Genomic DNA, 20,543 nt, shown 5'->3' with positions numbered 1-20,543 from the left:
ATGTGAGATAGGCGCTTTTTGTTAAATAGTCTTTATTTACAAGACTATTTACTGCTTACTTTTGCCATGACTTCTTCACGGCTCAGCATTTGCTTTTCGGCTTCACGGCGATTGACGTACTCATACTTGTCTTCCGCCAAGTTGCGATCAGACACGACAATACGATGCGGAATACCAATCAACTCAAGATCAGCAAACTTAACGCCTGGGCGCTCGTTACGATCGTCCAGTAGTACGTTGATACCTTTAGCTTTTAACTCTTCATACAGGGCGGTTGCCGTCTGCATGACCGTCTCTTCTTTAGACTTCATCGGGATGATGGCGACTTCAAAAGGAGCGATTGAATCATCAACCGTTGGTGTTTTTGGCCACATGATGCCGTTTTCATCATTGTTCTGCTCGATAGCAGCGGCAATGATACGGCTAACGCCAATACCATAACAGCCCATCATCAAGGTAACAGGTTTGCCATCTTCACCAGAAACCGTACAGTTCATCGCTTGTGAGTATTTATCACCCAACTGGAAGATATGACCGACTTCGATACCGCGTTTGATTTTTAGGCTGCCTTTACCATCAGGAGAAGGGTCGCCTTCTTGTACATTGCGTACATCAACGATGCGAGTAATGCGAGTATCACGTGCCCAGTTCATACCGATAGTATGTTTGTTCACTTCGTTCGCACCGCAGACAAAATCTGATAACGCAGCTGCCGAACGATCAACGAATACAGGCATATCTAAATTAACACCGATATAACCTTTATGTAGGCCTGCCGCTTTTAGCTCTTCGTCAGATGCTAACGTCAATGGTACATTTGCTTCTTCGATTTTCTCAGCCTTGATAGTGTTGAGCTGGTGGTCGCCGCGCAATACGATAGCAATCAGTTGTGGCTCATCATTCTCAGTATGACCATGAACGATCAAGGTTTTAACCGTCGTTTCTAACGGGATGTCCAAGTGTTCAGCAACCATTTTACAGCTGGTCATGCCTTCGGTCAGAACGTCTTCACGCTCCATTTTCGGCGGTTGACGCTCAGCGGTGCTGACAGATTCTGCTAGCTCAACGTTGGCTGCATAGTCAGATGAGTCCGAAAACGCAATATCGTCTTCGCCGCTATCTGCCAATACATGGAACTCATGTGAAGCAAAACCACCGATAGAGCCTGTATCTGCTTGTACCGCACGGAAATCTAAGCCCAAGCGGGTAAAGATGCGTGTATAAGCGTCATACATATTATGGTAAGTCTTGGCCAATGAGGCTTGATCCACATGGAAAGAGTAAGCATCTTTCATGGTGAATTCACGTGCGCGCATCACACCGAAGCGTGGACGAATCTCGTCACGGAATTTACCTTGAATCTGAAAGAAGGTAATCGGTAGTTGTTTATAACTACGTAGCTCACCTTGTGCTAGATTGGTGATGACTTCTTCGTGCGTTGGACCAAGCACAAAGTCGCGATCATGACGGTCTTTGAAGCGCAATAGCTCAGGACCATAATCATCAAAACGTCCGGTCGTCTGCCAAAGCTCAGCAGGTTGAGTCATCGGCATTAGCACTTCTTGTGCACCGACGTTTTGCATCTCTTCACGAACAATACGTTCGACCTTTTGTAAGACGCGCAGACCCATAGGCAACCAAATATACAATCCAGAAGCAATCTTGCGGATAAGACCAGCACGCACCATCAATTGGCTTGAGGCAATGTCGGCGTCACTTGGGGTTTCTTTTAGTGTGGCAAATAAAAATTGACTGGCTTTCATAAATAAAGCGTAACCTTATCAACGATAAAAAAATAAGAAATAGTAGGATGTTGAGCGTATGGCTAATCGTTTCATTGCCGCCGCAAGCTTACCTTTATCACTTAGCAATAATCTAGGGTATTTCCTAGTTACCAATCTGCTTATATACAAAGCACATCAGTAAAAACCACTCTCATAAAAGAGAGGCAAATTTGATTTGATGTATCAATATGTCAAAAACGCAATATATTCAGGTCAAAACCCTGATAAATGCTTCAAGACTGACATTTTATTCATACAATCTGACTATGTTAGGTAAAGTTCGCCTAAGACGCAATGACTTTTTGTCTTTTCAGACCGAACGTGACGCAAAGGGTTCAATAAGGGATAAATAATTGAACTATTCATATGATTTTATAGCGAAAGTACTGCTTATTTTGGCAACAGTTTATTGAGGTGGTTGCGTAGAGGTTTATGGATAAAGTTATGTAGAGGAATGGTAGCCATTACTTGAAATTACTGCACAATAGTCGCATTTATAGACTAAGCATCTGTTCTATTTTTACAACGCTCTTAGCCTTACCAAACGATGCAACATTATAAAGGTAGCTTCTATGGATAATCCTGATATGAATAACGCTAATACCACTCAAAAGCCTGCGAAACGTCCTATTGCGACAATGTCATGGGTGATATTACTCATCGGTCTAGCAGCGATTGTCTTTGCTATTTATAGTGCGCAAAACAAACCAGAAGAAGCGTCGATAGAAACTATTACTCGCGAAGGGGTGGTTACGCAAATTCAGCAGTTAAATCGCTTACATACCGTCGCATTCAGCGTTGATACAGTGATTACGAGCGAGCGAGCCGGGAGCTGGATGAAACTATGGCAAGATGAGCAAAAAGCATTGTTTATCGCTCATGGTCGCGTAGAGGCAGGCGTTGATCTGAGTGCGTTGACGCCTGAGATGGTACAAGTAGTGCAACCTGCTCAAGCTAATGCAGATGAAGAGCAAGTAGCTGATGCCAACTCACCAGCTGCCACTATGCCGCAAATCAATATTACTTTGCCGCCCACAGAGATATTTTCAGTATATCTAGATGATATTGAGATTTACGACTGGCAGACAGGGGCTTTTGGTATGATGCAAGTTGATCCTAAGATATTGGCACAAGCACAGACTATGGCAAAAAAAGAAGTGCTTGAGCGTGCTTGCCGAGGTGATGTTATGAATATGGCACTGAAAAATGCGCAAACACAATTGCAGCAGCTATTTGCACTCACGGGAGCGGTAGTGACGGTTACCACTCAGGGTGCAGGCGCGTGCCAGTTGCCAGTCACTACCAATGGCTAGTCTGCTAGTTGTTTTCTAAAATTAAACTTCTTTTTTAAACTCAGCAATAGCCAGCTTGCGTGCCGATTTATGCTCGACCATCGGCGCAGGATAGTCGACATCGGCAAACTTACCACCTTTTGCCAGCTCTTTACGCATCTTGTCTTCGTTGTGCAAGATACCGTTAGGAATATCTTTTAACTCTGGTAGCCAAGTTTTAATAAACAGAGCTTTAGAATCGTGCGTATTGGCTTGGCTAAAGGGGTTCATAATACGGAAGTAGGGCGCTGAGTCGGTACCTGTCGACGCGCTCCATTGCCAGCCACCGTTATTGGAGGCAAAATCCCCATCTATCAGTTGCTGCATAAAGTAGCGTTCACCCAAGCGCCAATCAATCAATAAGTCTTTGGTCAAAAACATCGCGGTGACCATTCGTAAGCGATTATGCATAAACCCTGTCGCATTTAAACAGCGCATTGCTGCATCTACGAGCGGCACGCCTGTTTTGCCAGTGCACCATGCTTCAAAATCATCAGTGTTATACGACCAATTAATCTTGGTATCAGTATCTTCTTTATACGCTTTATGACGAATCAGGTTTGGTTTTTCTACTAGTACATGACGATAAAAGTCTCGCCACGCAAGCTCGCTTATCCAGCGATTGATGTCTTCATTGTCGCCATCATTGCCATGTAGTTTCTCTTGTGCTGCATTTGCCTGTAGATAGCAGAGCCTAGCTTATAGAGCCTATAGTGAGATAAGCCGATAGCTGACTGGTTGCATGCAGATGGGGGACATCACGGCTCACATCATAATTATTGATATCGTCATCGACGAATGCCTCTAGACGCTGGAAAGCGGCAGGCTCACCTGCAGGATAGGCGTCTCTTGCGCGGTCAAGCTGAGCTGTCATATCGATATGCTGCAAGGAGTCGTTCTTCTCTAATGTCTGCTGGTAGTCACTCAGCATATCTCCACTTAGTGCTTTGATATCGTCGATTGTATTGGCAAACGTTTGCGATGATGGTAGTTTGATTTTATAATCCCTATCCACTGCGGATGCTTCGTGCATTTGGATGGTGCTGACGTCCAACGTATGTCGCCATTTTTTATAAAATGCGTAAAGACTTTATACATACTATCGCCATCATTGGTTGTGATACTTTGTGGTGGCAAAATGCACTGGTCATGCCAGCACACGAACTCGATATCGTTTTTTGCAAGTTGTTTGCTTGATTGCTCATCACGATCAATCTCATTGCCTTCGTACTCATGATTGGCCATGACGCAGCTGATTTCATTGTCATTGCATAAAGTCGTGAGCGCCTCTATACAGTCAGTAAAGCTTGGGCAGAGCTGTACTGTTAAAGTGATGTTCAGTTGCGATTGCAAGTCCTTTGCTAAAATAGGTAGCGTGCGAGTAATATGATCAACTTGTACAAGGGACGTATCGTGTGCTTGCCACTGCTCAGGCGTCAAAAAGAATACGGCAGACACTAAAGCGTTGTCTTCTTTTGCACGTTCGCAAAGCGCTGCTAAAGCAGTATTGTCATGGATACGTAGGTCACGACGAAACCACATCAAGTAATGCGGTGGATTTTTGCTAGTAGCATTTTCGTCAGTATCAGTAGCGGCTGTCTGTGCAGTCTTAGACATCAAAGTATCCCTATATTAATCAATCGCAATCATAAACAAAACTAAGGATAAAAGTATGCTAGGATAAGTTTTTGGATGCAATGGCTTTGCCGTTTGGTTAACAAAACCTCATCACTCTAACGATTTATCTTTGGCTTGAACCTATCTGATGCCGCTATAATCGGTGTCATATTCAGCACCATGAAACGCAAGGTCACAAAATGCACGTCAAGTTTTGCGGGTTTACTCAGCTTAGTGATATACAGACTGCGGCACAGTTAGGTGCAGATGCAGTGGGTTTGGTTTTTTATCCACCAAGTCCACGTGCAGTCACGATAGAGCAGGCGCAAACCCTGAGCGCTGCTGTACCTGCTTTTGTCAGCGTGGTGGCCTTGGTAGTTAATATGCCTGAAGATGAGCTGATTAACTTAGCAAACAACGTCTCTTTTGATATTATCCAGTTCCATGGTGATGAAACGCCTGAGCAATGCCAACAGCTGGCAGGTATGGTCAATAAACGTTGGATCAAAGCATTGCGTATCAATACAGAGCAAGACAGTCTCGATAGCGTTCGCGCCCAAATTAACCAGTTTGCGACCGCAGGTGCCAGTAGTATTTTACTGGATGCTTATCATCAGCATAAGTATGGCGGTACTGGCGCACGTTTTGACTGGAGTCTCATTCCACATGACAGCGCACTGCCAATCGTTTTGGCTGGTGGACTCGATGCCGACAATGTTGCCGCTACATTAGATTTACCTATTTATGGCGTCGATGTGAGCGGTGGTATCGAGATTGATAAAGGCAAAAAAGACGCTGCCAAAATGCGCGCCTTTATGAAAGCGGTCAAACGAGATCGATGGCAAAGCGTGACGGTCACTGACGCCATCTAAGCGATTCATAAAGCACCTTTATCCTTGTTTGGTCGTTATTCCGATTTTCTGCTTAAATCTTATTTTTTTCGTTCTCCACTATTTATATTAAAAAATACCACTTATTACAGTAGGAATTATCATGAGTCATGTCGCTAACAAAGATTTATCAGCCACGGCACAAGCCGTCAATACTTTTACCAATCCAGCTGATGTGCAAGACTTCAATCAGTATCCCGATGCTCGTGGGCACTTTGGTGTGCATGGCGGTCGTTTTGTTTCTGAAACATTGATGGCAGCACTAGAAGAGCTAGAAGCGTTATATACCAAAGTCAAAGCCGATCCTGCATTCTGGGAAGAGTACCATAACGATTTGGTCAATTACGTCGGTCGCCCAACACCGCTTTATCATGCCAAGCGTTTGAGTGATGAGATTGGCGGTGCGCAAATTTACTTCAAACGTGAAGATCTAAACCATACAGGCGCGCATAAAGTAAATAACACCATTGGTCAGGCATTGCTTGCCAAGATGTGCGGCAAAAAAACGTATCATCGCTGAGACTGGTGCAGGACAGCATGGCGTAGCGACGGCAACGATTGCGGCACGCTTAGGGCTAGAGTGTATCGTCTATATGGGTGCTGACGATGTCGAGCGTCAAAAGATGAACGTCTATCGTATGCGCTTGCTTGGTGCAACAGTTGTGCCTGTCACTTCTGGCTCACGCACGCTCAAAGACGCAATGAACGAAGCCATGCGTGACTGGGTGACCAATGTCGATAGTACCTATTACATTATCGGTACTGTAGCAGGCCCGCATCCTTACCCGCTATTGGTTCGTGATTTCCAAGCGATTATCGGTAAAGAAGCGCGCATTCAGCATCTAGAAAAAACAGGCAAAATGCCTGATGCATTGGTTGCGTGTGTCGGTGGTGGCTCAAACGCGATTGGTTTGTTCTTTGACTTCCTAAACGATACTGAAGTTAAGATGTATGGCGTCGAGGCAACAGGTGATGGTATTGAGTCAGGTCGTCATTCAGCACCATTGGCTGCTGGTCGTATCGGCGTGCTGCATGGTAACCGTACTTACCTCATGGCAGATGATGATGGTCAGATTCAAGAGACACATTCTATCTCAGCGGGTCTTGACTATCCTGGTGTCGGTCCAGAGCATAGCTTCCTAAAAGACATGAAGCGTGTTGAGTACGTTGGCTGTACGGATAAAGAAGCGTTAGAAGGCTTCCATGAGGCAACTCGCAAAGAAGGTATCATTCCTGCGCTTGAAACTGCTCATGCCGTCGCTTATGCATTGAAACTGGCTAAAACCATGACACCTGATCAGACGATCATCGTCAACATGTCAGGTCGCGGTGACAAGGATCTGCATTCAGTGATGAAGGCAGAAGGGATTGAGATGTAGAAGGAATAGAGTGGTTTAGATGGTTGTATAAGAAAGTTTAGCAGCGTATTAACTCGATTAGGTATCATAAATCTCAATACGCTAATTGATAACTATTTTTTAATTATCGATAGTATGCCTTCATGAATTTGAACCGCTTAATACCTAGTAAGCCTAGCCAGTTGGGCAAGTATCCAGACCAAGCAGTACTAACAGCGCCAGTCACAATAAGTGTGGGTGTGCCTACTGAAAGTGTCAGTTTTTGGCAGAGCTATATTCTCTACTTAATGATGTTTGTAATAATACAAGTTACTATTATTTTATTTTTTATGAGTTGGTGGGCTAGTTTTGAGACAATGAGTCTATATGAATCAATACAAGACATTAAGGTTGTATGGATAATGTGTTGTTTAGGTTTGTTTTTACTATCTTACTGGATATATAGGATCACTAAGAATTCCGCTGTGCCAAATCCATGGATTGCTAAAAAAATGGACTTGGAAGCATATCCCCATACTTATAATCGATAAAGACAATATCCAATTGACGTCTCAGTTTTATATAGCTAATAAAAATTTTCAGCACGATAAAGTCATAAATTATGATGACGTTAAAGCATTTTATCTTAACCGAATTCAAGGAAGCACTATTGGTTTTTGGATAGATTACACAGAAATATATAGTAGAAAGATGAAAAACCGAGGGAACAGGGTGCAAGGTCTAATATTTAATAAAAATATTCCACTGTGCGAGAGGTACAATGTTTTAAACGGTCTATACTACATAGAGCAGCGTGAAATTCTAAATATTATGAATATTTTTCATAAGCAAAGAACTGATGATATTAAATATTTGTCGCAAGATAACCATGATAATTTAATGGATATTGGCTAGTAACAATAAACTTATATAAGCTAAAAATTTATTTAACAAAATTATAAGAGAACACTATGACCAGAATTGAAAGTACCTTTGAAACCTTAAAATCACAAAATAAAAAAAGCCTTGATTCCTTATGTAATGGCAGGCGATCCTAATCCGACCACTACGGTAGGTCTGTTGCACGACTTAGTGAAACACGGCGCGATATGATCGAAGTCGGTTTACCATTCTCTGACCCAATGGCCGATGGCCCAACCGTTGCCTTAGCTGGTGAGCGTGCATTAGCAGCAGGTACGAGTACTCGTGATGCACTAAAAATGGTCGCAGAGTTCCGTCAAACAGATACGCAAACGCCAATTATCTTGATGGGCTATCTCAATCCTGTTGAAATCATCGGCTATGACAACTTTGTGGCACTATGCGAGCAGTCAGGCGTTGATGGTTTATTGATGGTAGATTTGCCACCAGCAGAAGCGGGCAGCTTCACTCAGCATTTGACAGATCATTCGATGAATGAGATTTTTTTACTATCGCCAACGACGTTACCTGAGCGCCGTGAGCAAGTATTGACTCATTGTGGCGGCTATATTTATTATGTATCACTAAAAGGTGTGACTGGCTCAGCCACGCTAGATACTGACGATGTAGCAACTCAAGTTCAAGCAATCAAAGCAGAAACAGACCTGCCAGTATGCGTCGGCTTCGGTATCCGTGATGGTGCCTCTGCTAAGGCGATCGGTACCCATGCGGATGGCGTTATCGTCGGTAGTGCATTGGTACAGAATTTTGCCGATATTGATGCCAACGACGCGGCTGCGGTTGCAAATGCACAGCAGAACATCATGGCAAAAATGGATGAGCTACGCGAAGCGTTGGACAGCTTAAGTGCTTAATAGCTATTGCTTTCATATTGTGGTTACTTGAAGAGATAGTTATTTGAAGAAGTAGTTATTTGAAACGGCAAAGTCAAATTGCAGCTATTGTTTACCTAAAGACTTTACTCAAATGCTTTACGTGAAGACAATACTAAATGACTTTGCTAAAATTAGTTTACGAGTGTAAACTAACATCACTATTATATGGTGTCTGGTAGCAGTGATTTATTTGTCATTTTGATTGGCAAATACATTATCTATCAACAAGCGCATAATCAAATGACCGACATACGAGATTTATTTATCAGTATGTCGCATGACTGCTCATGTTATGACTGTATTAGACGCTTTGTTTAGATAACCATTAAACTCTCAATGACAAGCGAATGAGCAAACTTGTCAATAAGCCTTTTATGATGGCAAATAATATGACTGATACAATAACAAAACCCGATAACAATACTGCTAAAGCCGCGCCAAACAGCAATACGGATAGGCAGTCATGGTTTAATCGTCCTATTCCAGGTATCAAGCAGCATTTGACTGCGCCACTGTCCGCGGTAGAGACTGAACCATCAACCAAGTGTAGTAATTGTCATTCGATGATTACCAACACAGCGCTGATTTTTAACTGTTATGTGTGCCCGCATTGTGATCATCATTTACCGATGAGTGCTCGTGAGCGTTTGAACTGGCTGCTTGATCAAGTAGACGGCGAGACAGGACAGGAGTTTACGGCAAAAGATCCATTGAGCTTTGTGGATAGTAAGCCATATCCTGCGCGTATGAGTGAAGCACAAGAAAAAACAGGTGAGTCTGAGGCGTTGGTTGCTATGTATGGCAAACTGCGTAACCTTGATATCGTTGCCTGTGCTTTTGATTTCCGCTTTATGGGCGGGTCAATGGGTTCAGTCGTTGGCGATCGTTTCGTCCAAGCAGCTGAAAAGGCGCTAGAGCAAAAAGTACCTTTGGTTTGCTTTGCTGCTTCTGGCGGCGCACGTATGCAAGAAGGCCTATTGTCATTGATGCAAATGGCACGCACGGCAGCAGCGATTGAACGTCTAAGAATCGCTGGGATTCCTTATATTGTGGTATTGACCAATCCTGTGTACGGCGGCGTAACTGCATCACTAGCGATGCTGGGTGATATCCATCTAGCAGAACCAAAAGCGATGATTGGTTTTGCTGGTAAGCGTGTGATCGAGCAGACCGTACGCGAGACGTTAGAAGAGCCATTCCAGCGCGCTGAGTTCTTATTAGAGCATGGCGTAGTGGATGAAGTGGTACATCGTCATCAGCTAATCGATACGATATATCGTCTACTTGCAAAACTATGCCGCGTACCAAATGTAGATGCTCAGTAAAATGAGATGCTCGATAAGGTAAATGAATCATTTATTGAGTGCATAATGACTTAGCTGCGTGCTAACATCTACTACATATGCAAGACCCCTAATAGCATTTATCGTCATTGCACGGTAAGTGCTATTTTTGGTTTTAGCCAACACATATATTTTTATTTCTTATTAAATTTTATATAGGTTTTATCCATGTCTGACCTTTTAGCATCTGACCTTCGCAGCCCTAATGCCCATAGTCCTAATGAAAGTGCTAGCCTAACTGAATGGCTTGATTATATGCAGCAGATTCATGTATCTGCAATCGATATGGGGTTGTCACGTGTATTGCCTGTTGCAGAAGCGTTAGGCGTGGTGCAGTCAGCTAAAGATGACGCTTATGTATTTACTGTGGCAGGTACTAATGGTAAAGGCTCTACAACTGCTGTCATTGCCGAAATGTGTAAAGCCGCAGGTTATAAGACGGCACTATATCAGTCGCCACATCTTAGCGCTTTCAATGAGCGTGTACGTATCAATGGCGAGATGGTCAGCGACCAGACGCTGATTGGGGCTTTTAGCAAAGTAGAGGCAGCACGCTTACAGTGCGATTTGACGTTGTCGTTCTTTGAGATGACTACACTAGCAGCACTATTGATATTCGCTGAAGCAGACTGTGACGTGTGGGTATTAGAAGTGGGACTGGGTGGACGGCTAGATGTGGTCAATATTATTCATCCTGACATGGCAGTTATTACCAATATCGGTATCGATCACGTTGACTGGTTGGGTGATAATGTCGAGGATATTGGTCGCGAGAAAGCAGGTATCTTGCGCAAAGGCATTCCTTTGATTTACGGTGCTACTGAGATGCCATCCAGCGTGCAACAAGCCATCGATACCCAGCAGGCAACTTGTTATCAGATTGGACAAGATTTTAGCTACCGCGATATTGATTCAACGACTTGGCAATATAGTAATGCAGCGGTTACCTTGCAGTTACCACGTCCTGCGTTATCGTTGACTAACACCGCCAATGCACTATCAGCAGTATTAGCAAGTCCATTAGATGTCGGTATCAAAGCCATTGAGCAAGCACTACAAACTGTCAAACTGGCTGGACGTTTTGATTATCGTGAGAACCATAGCCGCCATTGGTTGTTTGATGTGGCGCATAATGAGCAAGGCGTTGAGTTCTTATTATCGCAGCTATTACCATTTTGGCAGCAGCATGTAGCCAAGCAAAATAATCAAGATAGCTCAGCGGATATCCCTACACCAAAGATAAAGATGCTATTTTCTATGTTAGGTGATAAAGACATCGATAAAGTGGTGCAGCGCTTAACTCAAGCAGGCTTACCAGTTAGTGATTGGTTTGTCGCTGAGATTGATTACCCTCGTGCCGCGACTACTGAGCAGCTGCAAGATGTATTGGCCAAATATATTGATAGCACCAATATATATGAGTTTGATGGTTTGCATACAGCGACCCATGCAGTGATAGAGGCGAGCCAACCGCAAGACCTTATCGTCGTATGTGGCTCGTTTCATACGATTGGGGAAGCGTTAAGTGCCCTTAGCGTATGATAATTTAAGTTAAAGTAGTGCCTGTTTAATGTTAATCTTAGTCATAGCCTGATAGCAGACAGCATGAAAAATATGCTTTATAATCAAAATGATTTGCCAGACCAGTAGAAGATGGGCGGTATAAATTTTGAACCCTGATGGCATTAACTGACAGTAACTGGCGGTAAGAGATCATGATTAAAGCGATTGGACATACTGCTTTGAGATAGTCGCTGCACCGCTCAATCAACCTTATTACCAACTAAGAGACGTAAACGGATGAACTTTTCGAGACAAGCCTTATTGGGCATTGGGATGATTATCGGCGGTAGCGTGATGCTATACGCATGGTGCAACAGATTGGCGATAGCGATCAACCGGAGCCGATGTCAGCGATGGTCGACAAACTAAGCTCGGAGCAAGAATCTCCGCAGCCGCTCACAACTGATATCGAAACAGAAAAACGTATCCTTGCGCAAAAGCAAAAAGAACGTGCAGCCCGCGTTGCAGAGCAAGAAAAACGTGCAAAAGAGTTTCTGACAGAGCAGGAAGTTGCTGAAGCAGAAGCGTTGGCAAAGGCACGTGCTGAGAGCCAGCAATATGTTGATAATAGTGCGCCAGCTATTGATGACACCAGCAGTACAGAGTCTACAAAAGATGTTACTACAGATCTGACCGTTCAGCCTCGTACTGAGAGTCAGTCTGCTACTGATACTACAAAGTCTAGCGAAGCCGAGAAGCAAAAAGCGGTTCAAGAGCAACAAGAAGCCCAAAGGCAAGCTGCTATAAAAGAGCAAGCAGCCGCCAAAAAAACTTGCCGAGAGCAAAAAACAAGCGGAGGCAGAGAAACTAGCCGAAGCAAAAAAGCAGGGGGAAGCCCAAGCAGCGGCTGAGAGAAAAAGAGAAGCAGCTGAAGCGGCAAAAAAACGAGCCACCAAAATCGCCTTCTGAATATCAGATTAAGAAAGGTGACGGACTCATTAAACTGGCAAGACAATACAATATGCCTGTAGAAGTATTGGCTCAAGCCAACAACCTATCACCATCGGCAGCGCTACAACTGGGTCAGAGCATCACCATCCCATCGAGCAAACAGGTACAACGTCTAGAACGTGAAGCGGCTGCCGCTGAACAAGCGCGTGAGAAGAAGCGCCAACAAGAAGAAGCGCTGGCGAAGAAATCTGCCGATGCAAAACGTGAAGCGCAGCAAAAACTGAGTGAAGCGCGTAAAGAGGTCAAAGAAACAGACGCTAAGGGTAGCTTTGGGGTGCAAGTAGCTTTAGCAAATGACCAAGCCAAAGCCGATGAGTTAGCGAAGAAGTTCCGAGCAGCAGGTTATCAAGTTAAGACAAGTGCGACTAGCCGCGGAGTTCGTGTCGTGGTTGGGCCTGAACGTGGCAAAGTCGCAGCATTGGCACTAAAAGATAAAATCAATAGTGACCCTAAGGTAAATACGACTAGCGCTTGGGTGCTTTACTGGCGTTAAGCTATAGCGTTTCTAACGGTCTCAATTCGGCTTTTATCTACTTTATATGAAAACACGACAGTATTTGTCGTGTTTTTCGTTTTATAGATTGCTGATTGGCGCAGCCTTAGTTAAGATGAGCGCCATTTTTATAATCCGTTTTTGTATAACCTGTCAGCCTATATAGGTTGCCTTGTCGTGGTTGGCTCATTATTCATTGCTATTAATAATGACAATTAGCCCATCACTCTCATATTGTATAAGGTAGAACCATGTCGTTTGGTGTTATATTTTTAATATTGGCCGTTGGGTTTTTGGGGCTGATTACGTTACCGAAGCTATTAGCAAAACGCCCTGTCGTCGAGCCTGATCCAAAACCTGTGCGCGGTGATGAGCTAGCGATCTGGCCATTTGCGCCGATGCCAATCATGACCGATACGGAAGTGATATTTTTTTAATAAGTTAAAAAAATGCGCTGCCGGAGTATCACATATTTGTCCAAGTACAGCTGTCACGGATCATTGAAGCCAATAGTAGTGAGACATCAGAGCGTAGCTTTTGGTTCAATCGTATTTGCCGTCAGAGCGTTGACTATGTGATTGTGGATGTCGATGCTCAGACCACATTGGTGGCTATCGAGCTTGATGACTGGACGCATAGTAGCAAAGCCCGTCAAAAAGCGGATGACAAGAAAGACAAAGCGCTTGCCAGTGCAGGTATTGCGATGGTGCGCTTCCATGCTGAGCGTATGCCGAGTGCCGATATGCTTAGATATGAGCTAATGCAAGTGATTGAGAGCTATTAAGCATTCTGTGAAAGCTGTCCGATTGTTAAGGCTAAAACATTATCTAAGCAGTTTCATCTTAAAAGTTTAGGTTAGCTAAATTTATTCATCGATTTGGTCTGACTGTCTGGGGTAAATAACGATTGGTCGGTTACCTTCAAAATATAAACCTGTCTTAGGTAGCTCGCTATCTGACCAAACTACCGGCTGCTGGTGACCATCATGAGCAGTTCGCCCATCATAAAAGTCGCGCTTGGTGAACCACTCAATATAATGCGCGGCTCGCAAAGCTTTAGTGTCAATCGTTGCAAGACTTGCCATGTCTCTTTTATCACACCACTCATGTATCGGAAAGCTCGGCGTTAGCCAATATGGCCAATCATAATCGCCGCAATCAGTTGTATTAATCGGTAAAAAGAATCGCCCTTTGATCACGCCATAACGCTTATCAATTTTTACCTGTCCATGATTTTCCGTATCTACCCACACGGCTCGAAACTGCTTGGTTTGCATATGTGTCATTTTGCGCTGTAGATTATCATTGGAGTTAATCCCAACCCAGTTCACAGGTTCAAAAGGTGCTGATCCCATAAAAAAAACTTAATGGCTAGCTCCCAATGCTCAACCAGCTGTTCTGCATGGTTATACAAGATCAAATCAAGCTCGCCAGTTGTCTGCTTACCATTATAGAGCTGCACATTGCTAGCCAGTGTCTCATACGGATGCAGCTTGCGCACAAATCCATCCTCTAACCAAAATGACAGTAAGCCTTCAAAATGAAACCCCAGTCGATTGGGGCTAGGGCGTTTGAGTAAATAGCGAGTCAGCTCTTGATAGGCGGCAGTGGTATCTAGCTCTGTTAATCGTTGCTCATATGCCTCAAACTGTGTCTGCCAAAATTGTGCGCTATGCACGGCAACCGTATGTGTACTCTGATGCGGCGCAAAGTCTAGCCATTGTGTCAAAACATTGGGACATGCCAACACATAAGCCAAATCGCGCACATAGGGTCGGCGGTAACGTTCCCAAGGTGAGTTAACTATGAGGCGATTAGGTGTGGGCTGATTGACAAGATCGGACATAGGATAAACCAGTGTGAAGGTGTAGAATTTACCCTAACGGCTCGCTCTATAAAAGTCTATAGATGACAAGTATCAGCTAAGGTAGTGCTAAGCTTTTTGGCGCTAAAATATGATATTAATGTGATGGATATGAATACTGATATCAGGCGGTGATAGCAGGTAGGGTAATAGGATGCTAACTACCGCTTTAAGTAGAGAGAGCTGCCATTTAGGCTGATATTGAGATGGCTTCTGTTTTGGCTTAGTTGGGATATGATTTCTCTGTTTCATGTATCTAGCTCCATATTTGCCGTAACTTGATTGTACGGCTTATGGTTGCTAGTTTATGGAGTAAGGTTGTCCGATAGTTCTAATTAGAAAAACAGGCCTTCTAATTAGAAGCTAGTTAGAATTAAATAGTGTTTTCATGGGCAAGTTTTAACCAATCTGCAATAACATCTTTACTAACTGTATTACCTTGTTTCTCAATGGCCGCCATTATTTTCCCATTACTGTCATTAGCAAATGGCTGTGTTAAGTCCATATGTAAAAGTTCACTAGCAAGAGCTGCTATTATTTTGCTAGCATTATTAGCAGTTCTAGGGTGCATGGGTTTATCATTAAGTGATATGGGTTTTTGCTCTAACAGCCCCACTTTACTGATTAAATCTTTGATCTCATCATCTTTTTTTGCTAACTGATCAATAGCAATATCATGCATATTAGGATCAATACTTTGACTTCTAGAAGCTTTTTTTTGTTCTGCTGCTAATCTCTCTTTAAATTCCTTTCTTTCTCTAATATAGCGAAGTGTAGCACTAGAAGAGCTATTTAATGCTTCGTAGCATTCTTCAAAAGCATTAAAATCTAACCCTATTTTGGATATACAATCTAATGATAGGACATCTTCAATTTTCCAATATTTGTTATCGAAGATGTTTTCTACATGGTCATCTAAAACTTGCTCTAAAAAAAATTCTGTTGGATATTGCTCTTCATTGCCACAGTCATCATATTTTTGCTTATGAAATCCATATTTACTAATTAGCTCGTCTAAGTTTGGGATCTCATGTAAAGAGAAACTTCCATCTTTGTTATACGGTATTTTAGGATTTGCTACTTTCGAAAAAAAGGAGTCGTAAATATAGTAATCTAGCTTCAAAAAATCATCATCGCCTATAAGGTAGTTAGCAACCATTTTTTTCGCTATCATCTCCATATAAAGCAATAATAATTATGAACTCGTAAAATAGAACGTAGCTTTCGTGCTCATTATCATCAAAGACTTCTTTTTCACTTTCTTCCATTTTACGCATCATTTCGTAAATAATACCCACAGCACACACCTCTACACACTATTAAATCAAAGTAGATATAAGACAAGCTAGCCTAAAGCTATATGAACGACTGGCTTTCGATTGTTTATCATGCCTTGCAAGATTTTTATTATTATTTGCTCAATCAAAACATCATACAATTACCAGCCAAATTTAGCACAAAAAAAGCCAACCATTGAAAACAATGATTGGCTTTTCTCTATTACTGCTATGTTTGGTCGGAACGGCAGGAGGTAAAATAAGGTCTGTATTTCTTATTGTGTATATGTTTGAGATTTATTAAATAAAAATATACCGCATTATACAAAAGTCACTTATACTACATTAGTCATTTAATTATGCAGAATTGCTAATAAAACAATATCGATAGCTATTAATTAAAGTCAAAACCTATTTCACCTTTGAAAACTCTTATTTGCTTTCTACCAGTGATCTTGACATCAGCTACAGTCTCTATTGCTAAAGCTTGTACATCCTCTAAATAACCAGGAATTCTTGTTTCATTTTTAAAATGCACTTTAGCTTTTTCGATTGCTTCGTATTCGTCTCTAGCAATGTAGCTAGCATAAAAGCTTGTTGTTAGCTCAAAATGAACTTCACTTATGCCTTCTAAGTTTGGTTCACCTCTACTGATTATCTTCAGTCTTGGATCTCTTGTCCAACTTATCAGATACCCATATTCTCTTATAGAATACAAAGACTGTTGGATAGATGAATAAATTTTTTTCTTCTTCAGTTAAATCACCTAGATTTTTTGTGTCAAATTTAAAGTATGCGGTAATGACCATTTGTAAATCTGTATCGAACACATCGACAAGCTTTGACTCAACTTCGTACTTAGAGGTTTTAGGAAAAAAATTATTCCAAATATCTTTGAACATAAATCACCTGTTAGTTTTCTTTGAGAGATTCATCATAAATCAAATATTCTAGCTTATATATGATCAGTTTTGTAACATACGACCGTGTCTTACATTCAAAAAATTAATAATACTCTTTGATATAAGCATAAGCCCGATCGAATAGCTCCTGATCCTTATGTAGCTTGTACTTCAAAAGTGCTTTACGCAGAGATTTTTGTACTTCACGCTCGCCGGCGCTAGTAGTTTGCCAGCCAGGAAAGCGAACGATTCTTACAATGGCATCGATATCAGCCACAATGCGCTCGACCACCGCCGGTGTTTGATCCGTTTTTAGCTCTAAAAATAATTCAGACAAAGCCGCTGTAGGTGATTTCTCTTGAACATCGATTTCTAGCTCTTTCTCTGCTTGTACTGTTTCTTTGGCGATCTTACAAAGCTCTTTTACAAAATCAATTGAAGCTACTAATCCTTTCTCAGCTTTATCACGTAAAGCTTCAAGTCGTTCACTCAGAGACTTAAATGTAGGCAGATCTCCGGCTCCTTTGAAGCGCTCAATTAAAGCTTTTTCTAGTTGCTTTACTTTTTTTGGACTAGGATTATTAAAGATGTCCTCGATGATATCTGCGTCCATAACAAATTCATCTAATACATGCACGCTGCCCACATGCACGTTGTCATGAATCAATTTGGTAGTTTGTGCACCCAGCGTCAACCAAAGCAGTTTCCCGGTACTGTCGGAAGCAGGCTTAACCGATTCATAAACCTGAGCCAGCCATTTATAGTCTTGGTTATATTCATTCAACACTGAGTCCGGTGATAATGACTCCCAAAGCTTAAATAGAAACTTAAAGTCCAATGCGAAAGCATCTTTCTTTTCATTAGTGGCTATAGCGTTCTGTGCTGCTTCTAAGCCTTCAAAGCCCTGCAAAGTTCTATCTACGCCTTCAAAGTGCGACAAAGCATTTGACATGGCTTGTGGTAGCTGTTCGCGTAGCTCTGATAGGTTAGTAATGATTTGCTGAGCACCTAACTCATCGAACTCAAGCGCTTTTGCTGCATCATCAAATACACCAAAGTAATCAACAATACAGCCAAAGGTCTTGCCTGGATACAAACGGTTGGTTCGGCAAATTGCTTGCAGCAAGGTATGGTCTTTCATGGACTTATCTAAGTACATGGTCTGACAAATAGGAGCATCAAAACCTGTTAAAAGCTTAGCAGTAACGATAATAAATTTAAGCTCTGAGCTAGCATCATTAAACTCATCAACAACTTTTTCTTGTTGGCTCTTGTCGATACCCCATTTCTTTTTAAACTCATAATCATCATTAGCGGTAGTGGAGATAACCACTTTACTGGCCGCTTCAGGGAAGTGCTCATCCAATGCTTCTTTATATAGTACACAAGCATGACGATCTGGCGTGACTATCATTGCTTTAAAGCCATGAGGCTCTACTTTCTCCATAAAGTGGATAGCAATATCTTCAGCTATTTTCTCAATACGCTCAGGCGACTTTAAAAAGGCTGCCATTTTGGCTGACTTTTTATTTAAGGCATCGGCGTCTTCATCACTTAGGGCCTGGCTTTCTTTAAAGTCAGCGAAGGCTTTATCAAGCGATTCTTTATCAATATGAACATCAACTAAGCGTGGCTCAAAATGTAAGGGTAGAGTGGCTTCATCACGAATGGAGTCATGGAAGGTATAGCGACTCATATAGCCGCCTTGGTCTTCCTCGGCACCGAATGCCCAAAACGTATTCTTATCCGCTTTATTGACAGGCGTACCTGTTAAGCCAAAGAGAAATGCGTTAGGTAGGGCCGCGCGCATTTGACGGCCTAAGTCGCCCTCCTGTGTACGGTGGGCCTCATCTACCAGTACGATAATGTTATCGCGGGTATTCATATTAGGCTTGGCGTCACGGAATTTATGAATAGTAGAAACGATTATCTTACGGGTATCACGCTCAAGCATTTGCTGTAATTCTCTAATGCTTTCAGTGCTTTCTACGTTAGCAATATCCGCCGCATTAAAGATGCCGCTTATCTGAGTATCTAAGTCGGTTCTATCTACCAGCACAATAACGGTTGGGCTTTTTAGCTTTGCTTCACGGCGCAATTTTTGTGCGGCAAACACCATCAATAAAGATTTACCTGAGCCTTGGAAGTGCCAGATTAAGCCCTTTTTGATCTTACCTTCAACGACGCGCTCAACGATTTTATTAGCACCTTCATACTGCTGAAAACGCGGTATTATCTTCATGCGCTGTTTTTTTCTTATTACTGCTGAACAGTGAGAAGTTACGCATGATATCGAGCAGGCGTGTAGGATTTAGTAAATCTTTTAGCTCTTTACCGACTCCACCTAAACCAAAGCTTCTGGCGATAGCATCGTCATCGTTACTTAGACGCCAAGGTGCCCAAAATTCTAATGGACAGCGTACAGAGCCATAAAAGAACTCTTTGCCCTCGGTAGCAAACGACAGAATATTAGGCACAAATAACTGTGGCACAGCGTTTTCATAAATATTATGTATTTCGTGCGCACCGTCTAGCCAGCTAACAGAGGGGCGAATAGGGGTTTTGGCTTCACCAACGACGACGGGGATACCGTTTATCATCATCACGATATCGGGTATTTTGGTTTCTCTATAATGAATACGAAACTGATTAGTAATGACGTACTGGTTATTATCAAGATTTTCAAAGTCGATTAGACGAATAGACACATGGTGATTATTCTCACCAAAAGGCATGGTTTTTTTCGCCCGTTAGCCACTGGAAAAACTCTTCGTTAGCTTTGACCAAACCAACCTGGTTCACCGAAATTAGGATAGCGCGTAAAGCATGAATGACTTCATCAGCCAATGCAGGATTAGCTTGAATCTCAGGGTTTAGGCGTAATAGAGCTGCTTTAACTTGCGGTTCAACCAACACTTCATTGACACTACGACCAAGCTGTTCTGCGGATTGGAACTGCCACTGGGTACCATACTGACTGCGAGGCTCGCTAATCTGGTTGTTTGCTTGAGACACGTTTAAGTTAACGCCACTCATTTGATTGATGATGTAGTGTTCGACGCTATTTAATTCGGTGAAGGACATTTAAAAGACCTTGTTTAGAATAGAGTTTTCGAGTTCCTTAGACTTATTAAAACTCTCTTGACTATCAGATATTGATTTCTCTAATTTATTTATCAGATTCAATAGGTTTTCCTGATTACTTAATGGAACTAAAGGGATTTTCGTATTTCCGACTATTGTTGTATTGAGGTTTCCTTGTGTTCCCACTTGACGTTTTGAAACAAAGTATTCTTCAGAAAACCATAGGATATAGTAGAGTATTTCAGGCATTATCTTATTCGATTTAGGTTGAAATAAAACGAAGCCATCATG

The 20,543-nt window shown here is 42.3% G+C and carries 21 protein-coding genes and 2 pseudogenes; 11 read left to right on the top strand and 12 right to left on the bottom strand.

What is annotated here, in order from left to right; translation table 11 throughout:
* Window positions 1-44 precede the first annotated feature (44 nt).
* The gene (locus tag TT11_RS11530; protein ID WP_261870544.1) at window positions 45-1,763 is read right to left on the bottom strand and encodes a proline--tRNA ligase; all 1,719 of its coding nucleotides are present in this window, start codon (window positions 1,761-1,763) and stop codon (window positions 45-47) included.
* 593 nt (window positions 1,764-2,356) lie between these two features.
* Here TT11_RS11530 and TT11_RS11525 point away from each other — a divergent pair.
* On the top strand, window positions 2,357-3,097 hold the full coding sequence (locus TT11_RS11525) for a DUF4230 domain-containing protein (protein ID WP_261870543.1): 741 nt from the start codon (window positions 2,357-2,359) through the stop codon (window positions 3,095-3,097).
* A gap of 21 nt (window positions 3,098-3,118) precedes the next feature.
* Here the strand turns inward: TT11_RS11525 and TT11_RS11520 are convergent, their stop codons facing one another.
* The 3 genes from TT11_RS11520 to TT11_RS11510 all read right to left on the bottom strand — a co-directional run bounded on the left by TT11_RS11520 (window position 3,119) and on the right by TT11_RS11510 (window position 4,732).
* The gene (locus TT11_RS11520; protein ID WP_261870601.1) at window positions 3,119-3,730 is read right to left on the bottom strand and encodes an FAD-binding domain-containing protein; all 612 of its coding nucleotides are present in this window, start codon (window positions 3,728-3,730) and stop codon (window positions 3,119-3,121) included.
* 79 nt (window positions 3,731-3,809) lie between these two features.
* A complete protein-coding gene (locus tag TT11_RS11515) occupies window positions 3,810-4,046 on the bottom strand; it encodes a hypothetical protein (RefSeq protein WP_261870542.1) in 237 nt (78 codons plus the stop codon).
* Window positions 4,047-4,054: 8 nt separating this feature from the next.
* Window positions 4,055-4,732, bottom strand: coding sequence for a deoxyribodipyrimidine photo-lyase (locus tag TT11_RS11510; RefSeq protein WP_261870541.1), 678 nt, complete (start codon window positions 4,730-4,732; stop codon window positions 4,055-4,057).
* Window positions 4,733-4,902: 170 nt separating this feature from the next.
* Between TT11_RS11510 and TT11_RS11505 the strand changes: the two genes are divergently transcribed.
* The 10 genes and pseudogenes from TT11_RS11505 (at window position 4,903) to TT11_RS11460 (ending at window position 13,910) form a co-directional block, all read left to right on the top strand.
* Window positions 4,903-5,604, top strand: coding sequence for a phosphoribosylanthranilate isomerase (locus TT11_RS11505; protein ID WP_261870600.1), 702 nt, complete (start codon window positions 4,903-4,905; stop codon window positions 5,602-5,604).
* 121 nt (window positions 5,605-5,725) lie between these two features.
* Window positions 5,726-7,001, top strand: a pseudogene (gene trpB / locus TT11_RS11500) (tryptophan synthase subunit beta).
* 522 nt (window positions 7,002-7,523) lie between these two features.
* The gene (locus tag TT11_RS11495) at window positions 7,524-7,874 is read left to right on the top strand and encodes a hypothetical protein (protein ID WP_261870540.1); all 351 of its coding nucleotides are present in this window, start codon (window positions 7,524-7,526) and stop codon (window positions 7,872-7,874) included.
* A 176-nt stretch (window positions 7,875-8,050) separates the two neighbouring features.
* Window positions 8,051-8,755: pseudogene (gene trpA, locus TT11_RS11490) on the top strand (tryptophan synthase subunit alpha); the annotation flags it as partial.
* A 398-nt stretch (window positions 8,756-9,153) separates the two neighbouring features.
* On the top strand, window positions 9,154-10,101 hold the full coding sequence (gene accD / locus TT11_RS11485) for an acetyl-CoA carboxylase, carboxyltransferase subunit beta (RefSeq protein ID WP_180952657.1): 948 nt from the start codon (window positions 9,154-9,156) through the stop codon (window positions 10,099-10,101).
* Window positions 10,102-10,287: 186 nt separating this feature from the next.
* Window positions 10,288-11,661, top strand: a complete 1,374-nt coding sequence (gene folC, locus TT11_RS11480) for a bifunctional tetrahydrofolate synthase/dihydrofolate synthase (RefSeq protein ID WP_261870539.1) — start codon at window positions 10,288-10,290, stop codon at window positions 11,659-11,661.
* Window positions 11,662-11,987: 326 nt separating this feature from the next.
* On the top strand, window positions 11,988-12,533 hold the full coding sequence (locus TT11_RS11475) for a hypothetical protein (RefSeq protein WP_261870538.1): 546 nt from the start codon (window positions 11,988-11,990) through the stop codon (window positions 12,531-12,533).
* A 110-nt stretch (window positions 12,534-12,643) separates the two neighbouring features.
* On the top strand, window positions 12,644-13,126 hold the full coding sequence (locus TT11_RS11470; protein WP_261870537.1) for an SPOR domain-containing protein: 483 nt from the start codon (window positions 12,644-12,646) through the stop codon (window positions 13,124-13,126).
* Between the two features lie 251 nt (window positions 13,127-13,377).
* The gene (locus TT11_RS11465; protein ID WP_261870536.1) at window positions 13,378-13,563 is read left to right on the top strand and encodes a hypothetical protein; all 186 of its coding nucleotides are present in this window, start codon (window positions 13,378-13,380) and stop codon (window positions 13,561-13,563) included.
* Between the two features lie 17 nt (window positions 13,564-13,580).
* Complete coding sequence (locus tag TT11_RS11460) at window positions 13,581-13,910, top strand: DUF2726 domain-containing protein (RefSeq protein WP_370587842.1); 330 nt, start codon at window positions 13,581-13,583, stop codon at window positions 13,908-13,910.
* An 81-nt stretch (window positions 13,911-13,991) separates the two neighbouring features.
* Here the strand turns inward: TT11_RS11460 and TT11_RS11455 are convergent, their stop codons facing one another.
* From TT11_RS11455 to TT11_RS11420, 8 genes are all read right to left on the bottom strand, one after another.
* Window positions 13,992-14,480, bottom strand: coding sequence for a hypothetical protein (locus tag TT11_RS11455; protein ID WP_261870535.1), 489 nt, complete (start codon window positions 14,478-14,480; stop codon window positions 13,992-13,994).
* Window positions 14,453-14,971, bottom strand: a complete 519-nt coding sequence (locus tag TT11_RS11450) for a DUF1853 family protein (RefSeq protein WP_261870534.1) — start codon at window positions 14,969-14,971, stop codon at window positions 14,453-14,455. The genes TT11_RS11455 and TT11_RS11450 overlap by 28 nt, the downstream gene beginning before the upstream one ends.
* Before the next feature lie 391 nt (window positions 14,972-15,362).
* On the bottom strand, window positions 15,363-16,163 hold the full coding sequence (locus TT11_RS11445) for a hypothetical protein (RefSeq protein WP_261870533.1): 801 nt from the start codon (window positions 16,161-16,163) through the stop codon (window positions 15,363-15,365).
* Between the two features lie 497 nt (window positions 16,164-16,660).
* Window positions 16,661-16,984: a hypothetical protein gene (locus tag TT11_RS11440; protein ID WP_261870532.1), complete on the bottom strand. Its 324-nt coding sequence runs from the start codon at window positions 16,982-16,984 to the stop codon at window positions 16,661-16,663.
* A 287-nt stretch (window positions 16,985-17,271) separates the two neighbouring features.
* Window positions 17,272-19,410 carry a type I restriction endonuclease subunit R gene (locus tag TT11_RS11435; protein ID WP_261870531.1) on the bottom strand — a complete coding sequence of 713 codons (2,139 nt, stop codon included), beginning with the start codon at window positions 19,408-19,410 and terminating at the stop codon, window positions 17,272-17,274.
* Complete coding sequence (locus tag TT11_RS11430) at window positions 19,379-19,903, bottom strand: type I restriction endonuclease (protein WP_261870530.1); 525 nt, start codon at window positions 19,901-19,903, stop codon at window positions 19,379-19,381. The genes TT11_RS11435 and TT11_RS11430 overlap by 32 nt, the downstream gene beginning before the upstream one ends.
* Complete coding sequence (locus tag TT11_RS11425) at window positions 19,890-20,252, bottom strand: hypothetical protein (RefSeq protein WP_261870529.1); 363 nt, start codon at window positions 20,250-20,252, stop codon at window positions 19,890-19,892. Before TT11_RS11425 ends, TT11_RS11430 begins: the two co-directional genes overlap by 14 nt.
* On the bottom strand, window positions 20,253-20,543 hold a 291-nt coding region (locus TT11_RS11420), incomplete at its 5' end, for a restriction endonuclease subunit S (RefSeq protein ID WP_261870528.1). It abuts the gene before it with no gap.

The organism is Psychrobacter sp. JCM 18901, assembly GCF_000586435.1.
Classification (GTDB): domain Bacteria; phylum Pseudomonadota; class Gammaproteobacteria; order Pseudomonadales; family Moraxellaceae; genus Psychrobacter.
The sequence above is the reverse complement of the archived record's forward strand: the minus strand, read 5'-3'. Positions and strand labels throughout refer to the sequence as shown.